Source organism: Aeromonas sp. s10 (genome assembly GCF_040907975.1).
Taxonomy (GTDB): domain Bacteria; phylum Pseudomonadota; class Gammaproteobacteria; order Enterobacterales; family Aeromonadaceae; genus Aeromonas; species Aeromonas caviae.
Map to the genome: position 1 here is coordinate 15,352 of NZ_JBFOCV010000025.1, position 12,273 is coordinate 27,624.

The 12,273-nt window shown below is 58.4% G+C and carries 13 protein-coding genes; 5 read left to right on the forward strand and 8 right to left on the reverse strand.

The window, feature by feature from the left end; genetic code table 11:
• Window positions 1-69: 69 nt before the first annotated feature.
• The 3 genes from AB5Y59_RS05655 (at window position 70) to putP (ending at window position 4,206) form a co-directional block, all read left to right on the forward strand.
• Window positions 70-1,311 (forward strand): mechanosensitive ion channel family protein, encoded by a 1,242-nt coding sequence (locus AB5Y59_RS05655; RefSeq protein WP_010675524.1) that lies wholly within the window; start codon window positions 70-72, stop codon window positions 1,309-1,311.
• Between the two features lie 185 nt (window positions 1,312-1,496).
• A complete protein-coding gene (locus tag AB5Y59_RS05660) occupies window positions 1,497-2,423 on the forward strand; it encodes a L,D-transpeptidase family protein (RefSeq protein ID WP_010675523.1) in 927 nt (308 codons plus the stop codon).
• A gap of 274 nt (window positions 2,424-2,697) precedes the next feature.
• Window positions 2,698-4,206, forward strand: a complete 1,509-nt coding sequence (putP, locus tag AB5Y59_RS05665) for a sodium/proline symporter PutP (protein WP_041215758.1) — start codon at window positions 2,698-2,700, stop codon at window positions 4,204-4,206.
• A gap of 71 nt (window positions 4,207-4,277) precedes the next feature.
• On the opposite strand, the gene AB5Y59_RS05670 is transcribed toward putP, so the two are convergent.
• From AB5Y59_RS05670 to AB5Y59_RS05700, 7 genes are all read right to left on the reverse strand, one after another.
• Window positions 4,278-4,883: an NAD(P)H-dependent oxidoreductase gene (locus AB5Y59_RS05670; protein ID WP_041215757.1), complete on the reverse strand. Its 606-nt coding sequence runs from the start codon at window positions 4,881-4,883 to the stop codon at window positions 4,278-4,280.
• A gap of 54 nt (window positions 4,884-4,937) precedes the next feature.
• Window positions 4,938-5,369, reverse strand: coding sequence for a MerR family transcriptional regulator (locus tag AB5Y59_RS05675; RefSeq protein WP_041215756.1), 432 nt, complete (start codon window positions 5,367-5,369; stop codon window positions 4,938-4,940).
• 1,377 nt (window positions 5,370-6,746) lie between these two features.
• Entirely contained in the window at window positions 6,747-7,232 is a 486-nt protein-coding gene (locus AB5Y59_RS05680) for a hypothetical protein (protein WP_041215755.1), read from the reverse strand.
• A 25-nt stretch (window positions 7,233-7,257) separates the two neighbouring features.
• Window positions 7,258-7,821, reverse strand: coding sequence for a hypothetical protein (locus tag AB5Y59_RS05685; RefSeq protein WP_127464682.1), 564 nt, complete (start codon window positions 7,819-7,821; stop codon window positions 7,258-7,260).
• Between the two features lie 130 nt (window positions 7,822-7,951).
• Window positions 7,952-8,368, reverse strand: coding sequence for a hypothetical protein (locus AB5Y59_RS05690; protein WP_324022312.1), 417 nt, complete (start codon window positions 8,366-8,368; stop codon window positions 7,952-7,954).
• Between the two features lie 643 nt (window positions 8,369-9,011).
• Entirely contained in the window at window positions 9,012-9,605 is a 594-nt protein-coding gene (locus AB5Y59_RS05695) for an MliC family protein (protein WP_041215754.1), read from the reverse strand.
• A gap of 110 nt (window positions 9,606-9,715) precedes the next feature.
• Window positions 9,716-10,084: a DUF2061 domain-containing protein gene (locus AB5Y59_RS05700; RefSeq protein ID WP_041215753.1), complete on the reverse strand. Its 369-nt coding sequence runs from the start codon at window positions 10,082-10,084 to the stop codon at window positions 9,716-9,718.
• A gap of 180 nt (window positions 10,085-10,264) precedes the next feature.
• Here AB5Y59_RS05700 and AB5Y59_RS05705 point away from each other — a divergent pair, with 180 nt between their 5' ends.
• Window positions 10,265-10,486, forward strand: coding sequence for a hypothetical protein (locus AB5Y59_RS05705; protein WP_010675517.1), 222 nt, complete (start codon window positions 10,265-10,267; stop codon window positions 10,484-10,486).
• A 114-nt stretch (window positions 10,487-10,600) separates the two neighbouring features.
• Here the strand turns inward: AB5Y59_RS05705 and AB5Y59_RS05710 are convergent, their stop codons facing one another.
• Window positions 10,601-11,200, reverse strand: a complete 600-nt coding sequence (locus AB5Y59_RS05710) for an NAD(P)H-dependent oxidoreductase (protein ID WP_323919984.1) — start codon at window positions 11,198-11,200, stop codon at window positions 10,601-10,603.
• A gap of 109 nt (window positions 11,201-11,309) precedes the next feature.
• Between AB5Y59_RS05710 and AB5Y59_RS05715 the strand changes: the two genes are divergently transcribed.
• Window positions 11,310-12,239 carry a LysR family transcriptional regulator gene (locus AB5Y59_RS05715; RefSeq protein WP_042016054.1) on the forward strand — a complete coding sequence of 310 codons (930 nt, stop codon included), beginning with the start codon at window positions 11,310-11,312 and terminating at the stop codon, window positions 12,237-12,239.
• Window positions 12,240-12,273: the final 34 nt, after the last annotated feature.

The following is a 12,273-nucleotide window of genomic DNA, read 5'->3' on the forward strand; positions in this document are numbered from 1 at the left end:
TCGGTCTGTCATTTGACATGGGGGACCAGATGCGTACCCTGACCGCTGTGTGATATTGCGGAGGTAACGATGAAAGAGATGTTTTTCAACTGGTTGTCAGGCCTGGGGGTCGATGTGACCCCCATGATGGCCCTGGTGATCGCCCTGGGGTTCATCGTGCTGACCGCCATGGTGCTGCACCTGGTGCTGCACCGCATCCTGCTGGTGCGCCTGGTGGGGCTGCTTGGCAAGACCAAGCAGATGTGGCTGCCGCCCCAGTTGCAGCAACGCCTCTTCTACCGGCTCGCCTTCGTGTTCCAGGGGGCCGTGCTGCTCGGTCAGGCGGAGATCTGGCTGCCCAAAGCGTCCGAGAGCCTGGCGCTTATCGAGTTGCTGGCCCAGCTCTGGATCCTGCTGTTCCTGCTGCTGGCCCTGTTCGCCCTGCTCGACTGTCTGCTCTCCCTGAGCCGTCATACCCGGCTTGGGCGGGATCTGCCCCTGCGCGGCATCTTCCAGGGGGTGAAACTGGTGGCCAGCATCCTGGTGGGCATCCTGATGATCGCCCTGCTGCTCGGCAAGTCGCCGCTCTTCCTGTTCAGCGGCCTGGGGGCCATGACCGCAGTCCTGATGCTGGTGTTCAAGGACCCCATCCTCGGCCTGGTGGCGGGCATCCAGCTCTCCGCCAACCGCATGCTGAGTGTCGGTGACTGGTTGCAGATGGACAAGTACGGGGCGGACGGCGAGGTGACCGACATCGGCCTCACCACGGTCAAGGTGTCGAACTGGGACAAGACCATCACCACCATCCCCACCTATGCCCTCATCTCCGACTCCTTCAAGAACTGGCAGGGGATGACCGAATCCGGCGGGCGCCGCATCAAGCGCAGCGTCAACATCGACATGACCAGCGTGCGCTTCCTCACCTCGCAGGAGCAGTTGCAGCTCAAGCAGGCCAGGTTGCTGGCGCCCTACCTCAGCCGCAAGGAGCAGGAGCTCAGCAGCTACAACCAGCAGCTCAGCGATGCCATCAGCTGCCCCATCAATGGTCGCCACCTCACCAACCTCGGCACCCTGCGCGCCTATCTGGACGCCTACCTGCGGGCTCATGCGGGCATTCGCAAGGACATGACCCTGATGGTGCGCCAGTTGGCACCGACCACGGACGGCCTGCCGCTGGAGATCTACTGCTTCACGGCGACCACCGCCTGGGCCGAGTATGAAGGGATACAGGCTGATATTTTCGACCACATATTTGCGATAATTGAGCAATTCCATCTGCGTTTGCATCAGTCTCCAACCGGTTATGATATGCACAGTTGGAAAAACGGCTGATCCCGCTTATGACAAGGTGCCGTGGCGCAGCGCGGCACCGTATTTAATCACCGACCCGTCAGCACGTGGCGGTTGAAATTTGCATGGCAGAGGAGAAAAATGGCGGCCTTCTCTTCGCCCCGGGCGCGTCCGTCGCCTCCGCGCTGGCCAGAGTGCTGAACCACCCCCTTTATCACAGGAAAGTTATGAAGCTCCTCCACAACACGGCGGCCGCACTGTGCTGCTCCCTGATCCTGGCCGCCATGCCCGCCCTCGCCATCGAATATGCCCTGCCCGCAGCCAACAGCCGCCTGGTGGGGGAGAACCTGGACTACGTGGTGTCCCCGGAAGAGGCGGGCCAACCCCTGGAAGCGGCAGCGGCCAGATTCCAGCTCGGCTTGACCAACATGCTGGAAGCCAACCCCAAGGCAGACCCCCTGCTGCTGCAGGCGGGCGAGAAGCTGGTCGTGCCGCATCAGCTGATCCTGCCGGATGCCCCCCGTGAAGGCATCGTGCTGAATGTGGCCGAGATGCGCCTCTACTACTACCCCAAAGGCAAGAAGGTGGTGGAAGTGTTGCCGATTGGCATCGGCCAGCTCGGCACCGACACCCCGGAAGACTGGGTGACCAGCGTGCAGCGCAAGAAGGCGGGCCCGACCTGGACCCCGACCGCGAAGATGCACGCCGAGTACGCCGCCCGTGGCGAGACCCTGCCTGCGGTCTGGCCGGCCGGTCCGGACAACCCCATGGGGCTGTTCGCGCTCTACATCGGCAAGATGTACGCCATCCACGGCACCAACGCCCAGTTCGGCATCGGCCTGCGGGTGAGCCACGGCTGCGTGCGTCTGCGCAACGACGACATCGAGTACCTGTTCAAGCAGGTCCCGGTCGGTACCCGCGTCCAGTTCGTGAACCAGCCCATCAAGGCCTCTGTCGAGCCGGATGGCCGCCGCTACCTGGAAGTGCACCAGCCCCTCTCCCGCAACCAGGAGGAGTTCAACTCCAGCCTGCCGGCCCCGCTGCCCATGTCCACCGCCGTGACCCGCTTCATCGCCCACGCGGACAGCGACTCCCAGCTGGTCAAGCAGGCCCTGGAGCAGCGCAGCGGCATGCCCATCGCCATCAACCGCTGATCCCGCCCGTCGGTATTCCGAGCCCCGGCCACTGTCGGGGCTTTTTTATGGCGCGGGGGAGGGGATCATCAGGGTAAACCCTTGGCAGGTCGGGATAAAATCCGGCCTTATTGCAATTGAGTGGTTGCTTGGTTAGGTGTTAAACGTTTTCCATGTGTTTTTTATTTGTTAAAAGTGGTTGTGGTCCGGCGATCTGCTGATTACTCTAGGCCGGTTTTTTTAAGGAAGAGTCCGTCGCAAGAACGGGCACAGACGTCACATAACGGAGTTTTGAATGACAGCTAGCACCCCCATGCTCATCACCTTTCTGGTGTACATCCTCGGGATGGTGTTGATCGGCTTCATCGCCTATCGCGCCACCCGTAACTTTGACGACTACATTCTCGGCGGCCGCCGGATGGGGAGCTGGGTGACCGCCCTCTCCGCCGGAGCCTCCGACATGAGTGGCTGGCTCCTGATGGGCCTGCCTGGCGCCGTCTTCATCGGCGGCATCTCCGAGAGCTGGATCGCCATCGGCCTCATCATCGGCGCCTACTTCAACTGGCGCTGGGTGGCCGGTCGGCTGCGGGTTCACACCGAGAAGAACCGCAACGCCCTGACCCTGCCGGACTACTTCACCTACCGCTTCGAAGACAAGAGCCGGGTGCTGCGCATCCTCTCCGCACTGGTGATCCTGCTGTTCTTCACCATCTACTGCGCCTCCGGCGTGGTGGCCGGTGCCCGCCTGTTCGAGAGCACCTTCGGCATGAGCTATGACACCGCCCTCTGGATCGGTGCCGCGGCCACCATCACCTACACCTTCTTCGGCGGCTTCCTCGCGGTAAGCTGGACCGACACCGTGCAGGCGACCCTGATGATCTTCGCCCTCATCCTCACCCCGGTGTTCGTCATCATCGCCGTGGGCGGCATCGACACCGCCATGGTGCAGGTGGCGGCGCAGAACGCCAGCAACCTCGACATGTTCAAGAACCTGGACTTCATCGCCATCATCTCCCTGATGGCCTGGGGCCTGGGCTACTTCGGTCAGCCCCATATCCTGGCGCGCTTCATGGCGGCGGACTCCCACCACTCCATGGCCAGCGCCCGTCGCATCAGCATGACCTGGATGGTGCTGTGCCTGGGCGGCGCCGTGGCCATTGGCTTCTTCGGCCTCTCCTACTTCTCCACCTTCACCGAGCAGGCGGGTGGCGTGACCACCAACCCGGAGCGCGTCTTCATCGAGCTCTCCAAGATCCTGTTCAACCCCTGGATTGCCGGCGTGCTGCTCTCCGCCATCCTGGCGGCGGTCATGAGTACCCTCAGTTGCCAGCTGCTGGTCTGCTCCAGCGCCATCACCGAGGATCTCTACAAGCCCTTCCTGCGCAAGAACGCCTCCCAGAAAGAGCTGGTGTGGGTCGGCCGCGCCATGGTGCTGCTGATCGCCCTGGTGGCCATCGCCGTCGCCACCAACCCGGAAAACCGGGTGCTGGGGCTGGTGAGCTACGCCTGGGCCGGTTTCGGTGCCGCCTTCGGCCCCGTGGTGCTGCTCTCCGTGCTCTGGTCCCGCATGACCCGCAACGGCGCCCTGGCGGGCATGCTGGTCGGTGCCCTGACCGTCATCATCTGGAAGCAGTTCGGCTGGCTGGGTCTGTACGAAATCATCCCGGGCTTCCTGTTTGCCACCCTGGGCATCGTGCTGTTCAGCCTGTTGGACAAGGCCCCCTCCAAGGCCATGCAGGATCGCTTCGCAGAAGCCGAGCAGGAGTTCCAGAGCCCCATGGTAGACGCCATCGCGGCAAAATAGCCCCCGCCTCGACGACAAAAGCCCCGCAACTGCGGGGCTTTTTAATGGGCAAAACATGCCCATGGCAGGGATTAGGCAGGACGCCTGCCCAGCCGCCGCACATCCTGGCGGGCGGCGGCTCCGGCCTGGCTGAGCCAGCGCTGGCGGGCCCCCTCATCCGAGGTGTGGACGGGCCCCAGATGCTGGCGGTGGGTCAGCCGGATGCCGCACAGCCCCAGCACCGGCTTGTCCAGGGTGCGCTCCAGGGGGGCACCCTGCCACCAGCGGTAATACCAGGGGGGGCTGTCCATGGTGAGCAGCAGGCGCGCCGTCTTGCCGGCGAGCAACTGCTCCGGGTGCGCCTTCCCCGGCTGGTAGCGAAAGGCGAAACCCGGCAGCAGGGTGCGATCCAGCAGCCCCTTGAGCCGGGCAGGCAGGTGGCCCCACCAGATGGGGGCGACGATCACCAGATGGTGGGCCTGCACCAGGCTCTGTTGCACTGCCTGCAGATCGGGCTCGAGGGGTTGCGCCTCGTCATAGCCATGGTGCAGGTCCGGCGCGAAGGCGAGCTCCCCCACGTGATGCAGGGTGACGCGCGCGCCCCCTTGCTCGGCACTGCGGGCATACTCCCGGGCGAGGGCGTGGCAGAGGCTGTCGGGTTTGGGGTTGCCGTTGAGAACAAGCAGGTTGGGGGTCATGGTATGGCTCCTTGAAGTGAGCCCCCATTACACCCCTTGTCCCATGGGACAGAGTCAAGCCACCTTGTGCCCCCGATCTGCGGCGGCGGGATGATCCCGCCCGTCGAGGAATTGCCTCGCCGGGGCGCCATAGCGGCAGGGGTGCTGCGCCAGCAGCGTGGCGCACTGACTCAAGCCCTGATGCTGGCGTTGCAGCCTGGCGACCTCCGCCTCGATCTGCGCCAGCTTGTCCGCGATAAGCTGCTCCACCTTCTGCCAGGGGAAGTGGTCGAGGCTGGTGACGCCCGCGAGCAGGGGAACCAGCTCCCCGAGCTTGCAGCCAAGCCGCTGGGCCTCGCGGATAAAGCCGACCCACTCCAGATCCTCGGCCCGGTAGACGCGATACTTGCCGCGCCGCCTGGGCTCGGGCAGCAGCCCGAGCTGCTCGTAGAGGCGGACCGCCTTTGGGGTGGTGCCCGCCAGCCGGGCAAATTCGCCGATATACATATTGCAGCTCGCAAAGGTTGTTCGAGTAGGGGCTCACTATAGGTCAGTGGCAGGGGGGAATGCATCCCCACGGGGGAGGGGGCGCCGTTGGCGCAGTGCAGGGAGGATAACGGTGTGGTTCTGTGACTGCATCGCCGCACCCCTGGCACGGCGCTGGCGCAGTGCATTGCACAGCCGCGCACTGGATATGGCGTTTCCCCATAGCATGCGAGGGCCTTGCCCTCGACGGGGTTTCGCCCGCCCTTCGGGCCGGGAAATGGCCGTGCTGACCCGCTATGGGGCCGCAACAGGTGCTGGTGGACTGGCGATCGTCACTATAAGCAAATGCTGGGTCATTATCGGAAAACCCATAAATTCCATTTATAGTGACTCTGGCGAACCAGACAGGGCCAGTAGGTGGCCGAAAAGGGTCCTCCAAGGGGATTTCCCGGTCCTTATTTATGCGGTGGCTGGGTTATTTGCGATGGTATGAATACGTTTCTCGAATCGAATCAATGGGCTGACATTTGAACATATTTTGATGAATAGCAGCTAATGCCGCACTCTTCGGAGACTTAGGAGCACTAGCGAATAAGTTTTCCGTAGTAGCACTTTGTTATGCATGTCTTCTATCCGATAATAACAACTTCAACTGAGAGTTGAATTCCTTTGGAGTTGTTATTATCGCGATATAGCTCAAGCCACCTACTTCCAATGTATAGGGACTTTGTCCTAGACGATTGGTATCAATATCTACCCTATACTAGCCTTGATGAGAAAATAAAACTCGCTTTTTGGTAGTCGAGCTTGTCCTTTAGCATGTTTCCGTGAAACTCATGTTGATTGAAAAATAAACTAATCCAAGTTTTCCATGAAAACTGAGATTTTCAATTGCAGATTTACAGCGTTAGATAAACTGCGATGCGTTCAGGATAACAACACAAAACATACCCAACCAAAAACATGAGTCATGCAGCACAAGAGTTTTTGAAATCCAATAGCGTTTCTGGTGAAGCGCTCTCATGATCTTGACTGTTAAGAGAATATATGCAGAAAACATTATGCCCTAGCAGGTGATCTCCGTGCACAACTATAGGTGCTGCCAAATCCGAAGTGGGAATAATTTTCTCGCTAAAACGGATTTCACCTAATTTATCAGGCTGTCATAGAGCTACATTTCTCTCATATTCATTACCGTATAATTCACCAGATTCACCCTTGTACTATTTGAATTAGTGAATGGTATTCATGAACAAATTACCAATCACGAGGTCTTCTACGCAGTCTCTTTTTTAAAATTATTTAAAAAATATGGTAGCCACTTTCATTCCTTAAAATGCATAACGTCTGAGTTAAGCCACGTCGCGAAGCAGCATCGGCTTGAATGAATTGTTATGTTTAAAACGACTTAACTTTGGACTTATCGTCATGAAGGTAAAACAGTGTTAACAAGGCGCTATGTGTTTTCTCCATTACTTCGGTAGCAGTGGATCTGCTTCGAAACGCCCCTTTGTGCGCAACATCATTGCGCTCCTTGTTGACCTTTGAAACTGCTTGAGACCAGAGCGTCTTTAGATCGTCAGCTTCCTGATATTCACCCATTATTGGTAAGTAAATATTCTGATACTTATTGTGAATGCCGTTGGCGTTCTTAAGCAGCTGATTCACAAAAGCCAATGGCAATTTGCGGTCTTCTACGAGCTCCTGGCGGATGGCGAGATTCACGGCCAGCTCCAAGCATGTACCGCACCGCAGGATCGCAACCGACCACTCGCCGCGCCTATAGAGGCCGCGCGCCTTGTTCCAATTCTTTAGCACCTTTTCATCATCGGATAACGTGTCGTACTCGACGCGGGTACTCTTTCTGGTTCTTGACTTACTCATTGGACAATCCTTGAAATATAACGCCTCAAGATGGGGAGCCGGTTACGGAGTCCCGTTTGCTGAAGTTGTTAGGGATTTTTAGCACCACAGTTGCGTGGTGAGACCGATTATTACCGAATATTTTTAGGTGACGATAATACTCGAATGTGCATTTTACCAATGCGTATCTAGTATCCGATGCAACAGTGGTTACGAAGTTATAGTCAGTTTTTACGGATGGGTATACAAAAGAATATTTCCAGCCAGTTGGAATGAACCAGCCTGACCTAAGGGGAACGTTAAAGTTTAGCTGGTTCCGTATAGCCTCACCACCCATTTGTAATTTCTCGCCTTCCTTAATTCCGCGAATATCACAAGTGAAGTTGCATATTCGCAGAGGAACAACACCTTTGTTCTCTAGAATAGCAATCACTTCGACAATGTGCTGGCTATCAACTTCATCGATGAAATTAACTTTAAGATCAAATGCCACTCGCGGGAAATGTTCATCTCTCACCCACCACTTTCGGAAGGCCCAAATGGAGCCCGAAATGGAGCCTATTCCAGTAACTGCTACCCCCATATATTTGAAGAATTCATCGAGCTCCATTTGTGGCCTTTTTGGTAATTGGATAGAGGGCGGCACTAACACACAAATACCGCCTTCTATCTAACTCCGCTTCACTTTTATTCAGATATTTAGCCATTCTGGGGAGTTCCCTCCCCAAATTTATCAAGAATCATTTTTTATTTAGATCAACAGAAACTTGTTGTTGTGAGGAATTAGTTGCTGCGCCTATTTGCTTTTGAGTGTTGCCCGCCTTATGTAGTTCTGGAAGTGCTTCTTTTGGATCAACTCCGGGGTTGACTACATGAATTGTGGTTATCGTAGGTGTTTTATGAATAATTGTATTGTCACCGGAAACTATAGTCACATTTGTGTCTGCGTTATGCGTTGCATGCGGACCGTTACGAAACTTAATTTCTTCAATTCCTTCAGCCTTCATTTTTTCTTCAAGTTGATTGGCTTGTTGGCTTAAAAGATTAAGATCTACGGGTGTTACGGGTGTTACGGGTGTTACGGGTGTTACGGGTGTTACGGGTGTTACGGGTGTTACGGGTGTTGAATCTAGAGTATCTTTGTGCTGGTTTGTCATTTGTTCAAGTCTTTATATTGTGGTCTTTCTGATATTATATGCAGGCAGTTTTTTATGTCACCACAAAAAATGCCTAACAAACGCCTCAAGAGGGACTTTTAAGGCGTAGCGTTTCCAGTCCCATTCCAGTCCAGTCCCATTGAACCGAGGTGGTTTCGGTTGTTGTGTTTGAGTTTAGTGGTAGTGCGTTGTCAGTCTCTTAGCATTGATTTAAAATTACAATTTAAATCAATGGCTTACTTGCCTGCATCTGAAGCCGATTGTCTTCGCTTGTCCTCTTCTTTTTCACAACCATTACGACTGTATAGAAAATCAGTGTGACGTTGGCCATGGCAAACGCCGGCATGGCTACCGCACTGGATTTCAGCTTCCAGTGTGCTGCTTGTTACCTGCGGGTAGGCTGGCATGGTTCATGGGGAGACTCCGACGAGGCGTGTGTTGCCAATTAGCTATATTAACGGCGCGCCAGCGAAGGGAAAGGAGGAAATGGCTAATTGCCGGGCAAGATCAACAAATGGATGCTTGTCCATAAGGGATGGTACGCGGGCTGGATAGAGGAAAGGGGGCGTGGTAGTCACCAGCTGGTGATCCTTCTCTTGACCCCAGAGGGAGTTGGCGCCCGGCACCTGGCCGGGCGGGGGGATCAGTTGCCCGGGATCTCGTTGCAGTTGAGGGTGGGCTGACCGTAGCGCTCTAGCATGGCGTCGCTCCCCTTGGTCCAGAGGGTGAGGTTTTGCCCCTCGTACCGGGCGCCGCTGGCGCTGGGGGTCTCATAGGCGAGCACCTGCTGCTGGTTGTTACCCTCGCTCAGATTGATCATGGCGGCGGGCCGCTTGGCCTCGTTGTAGAAGTAGGTGGAGAGGGTGACGCTCTTGCCGCACTGATAATCGATCGGCGTCGGCACCCTCAGCTGGCCCCCTTTTATCTGCAACTCGGTGATCCGCAACTGGTAGCTCTCTTCCACGCACTGGCGCAGGTCGCCCGCCTTCCAGCAGTCGTTGCGCCCCTTGATCCAGCCGCGCTGGATGGCGCGCTCGCTCTTCTGCTGCTCGGGGGAGAACCCGGCAATCGCCTTGGGATAGAGGGCTGACAGCTCGTTATCCAGCGCAGCCAGTCCGGCATCCTTGCAGATAAGGGTTTCGGCGGCGCCTTTCGCCTTGGCGCACTCGAAGGACGGGGTGGCCGCCGCAGCCAGCAGAGGGGAAAACAGCAAGGTTCCAAGCAAGATCTTGTTCATCGACAGGGCTCCAACAGGGGGCATGATGCCCCGTGACCAGAGCACACTTTACACCCGAAGGAGGCAGGAGCACCCCGTGTTTTTGGGTGCCGGGTGGCCCTGCATGGCAATCAGACGCTGGCCAGCGCCAAGGTCTGGCGGCTGCGCCACAGCCGCTCGTGGAAGAAGAAGACGACGGTGTTGATGGCAGGTTCGATCAGTGCCATCACGCCGCCGGTGAGCAGCTCGCCACTCAGCAGGTAGGCGACACCGAAGGCCACCGAGAAGTGGACCAGGGCGAAGCTGCTGGTCTTGGCCTGCAGGCTGTGCTCAGGCTTGAGCTTGTGCCAGCCAAGGTCGTGGAAGTAGAAGGCGACCGTGTTCACGGCGGGCTCGATGAGGGCGATCAGGCTGGCGGTGAGCAGTTCGCCGGTCAGCAGGTAAGCCACGGTGAAGGCGACACAAAAGTGCAGGATGGCGAAGCTGATGGTCTTTTTCATGGTGGTGTCTCCTCTGGCAATGATGGCAGTATCACCCAGAACTTAATCAAATGAAAACCATTCTCATCTATTGGCGAAATAGAAAATGCCTATCGACCGGGGAAGGCACCACCAGATTGGGAGTTGCCTGGGACCGCAACGGCGCTAGAGTGTGCCTTTTGCCATGAAAAAGGAGCTTTCATGACCATCAACTCCAACCTGTTTGTTCTCTTCATGCTGCTGCTGATGATTGTCGTCGGCGTGGTGGCCTGGCGACTGGCCCGGCGCAAGAGCCGCCACCCGGGGCTTGTCACCTTCCTGTGCGTGTTGCTCTGCCTGGTGCCGCCCTTTGCCCTGCTGGCGCTGCTCATTCTGGCGCTCTGGCGGGACATGCCCGCAGGCCCCGATGCCAGACAAGCCTAGTCCCCCTCAGCCGCCACTGCCGCAGTCATAGAAAAGCCCCTTGCGGGGCTTTTTTACTTGGAATGTCCCGCGCAGCAGGTGGCTGGTTGGAAGGGGCAAGATCGGGTGATGGCCCTACCTGCCGAGGCCAGCGATCCGAGCATGGGCTTCGCGCATTCCCTGTTCCGCCCCGTGGGGGTGCAGATCCATCCCCTCTGCGTAGACGAATTCCACCTCCGCGATGCCCATCAGGCCGAGCACGGATTGGAGGTAGGGGGTGACCGCATCCGTCGTCTGTCCCTGATGCACGCCGCCGCGGCTGCTGAACACCAGGGCGTTGACCCCCTCCACCAGCCCCATGGGGTAGGTGTCGGTGTAACGGAAGGTCACCCTGGCCCGCGCCACCAGATCGAACCAGTTCTTGAGGGGGGTCGGCACGTTGAGGTTGTACATGGGGGCGCCGATCAGCAGCAGGTCGGCGGCCTTGAGTTCGGCAATCAGCCGATCCGACAGCGCCACCGCCTGCCGGATGGCCTCATTGGCAGGTTCCGCCCCCCGCAGGGCGTGAAACAACGGGCTGTCGAGGGCGGGCAAGTCGAGGGCGGTCAGGTCGCGCACCACCACCTGGTCCTGGTGGCCCTGCTCCCGGCGTGTTTGCAGGAAGCGCTCCATCAACTGGTTGGTGCGGGATGCGGGGCCGTTGAGGCTGGATTGCAGCAGCAGGATCTGGCTCATGAGGGGAACTCCATCTGAAACGTGTGAAGAATGAAGGGAGCTTACCAGTCATTTTTTTCCGCAGTGCTGATAGTATTTCGCCATATTGGTTCCAAAAGGTATGCAATAGATGGCAAACACGCTCAACGGCATCGATCTCTTCGCCACCGTGGTGGAGGCGGGCAGCTTCGCCCAGGCGGCGGAGCGGCTTCACCTCACCCGCTCGGCGGTGGGCAAGGGGGTGGCGCGGCTGGAGCTGCGTCTCGGCGTGCAACTGTTTCATCGCACTACCCGCAGCCAGAGCCTGACCGAGGAGGGGGCGCTCTTCTATCGCCACTGCCTGCGGGCGCTGGAGGAGGTGCGTCTTGGGGAAACGGCGCTGGCCAGCAACAAGCTCACCCTCAACGGCAGATTGAAGGTCTCCATGCCGGTGCTGTTCGGCCAGCAGTGCGTGGCCCCCATTTTGCTGGCGTTGGCGAAGGCGCATCCCGGGTTGGCCCTGGAGCTGTCGTTCAGCGATCGCAAGGTGGATCTGGTGGAGGAGGGGGTGGATCTGGTGATCCGCAACGCAGAGCCGCCGGACAGCCTGGATCTGGCGGCACGCAGGCTCGGGGAGCACGGCATGACGCTTTGCGCCTCGCCCGCCTATCTGGCCGAGCGGGGGGAACCTGTGACCCTGGCTGAGCTACCGGATCATGAGTGCATTGCCTATCTGCGCCAGGGGCGGGTGCTGTCGTGGTGGTGGCAGGAGGCCGAGGCATGGCGCGAAGTCCAGCCCAGAGGGCGGTTGCAGATGGACGATCTCAACGCCATCACCCAGGCGGCCATCGCGGGCTTTGGTCTCGCCTGGCTGCCGACCTGGCTGGCGCGGCCCCACCTTGAGCGGGGCGAGCTGCGCGAGCTGCTGGCCCGGTTGCCGGGTCGGCGCTATCCCATCAACGCCCTCTGGCCCCATGGTCCGCATCTGCCCCTCAAGACCCGGCTTGCCATCGACTGGCTGGCGAGCCGCCTGCCCGAGCAGCTGGCCAGCGTGAACGTGCCGGGTCATCAGCCCCAATGAAAAAGGGCCTGCTGTGACAGGCCCTTTTTCATTT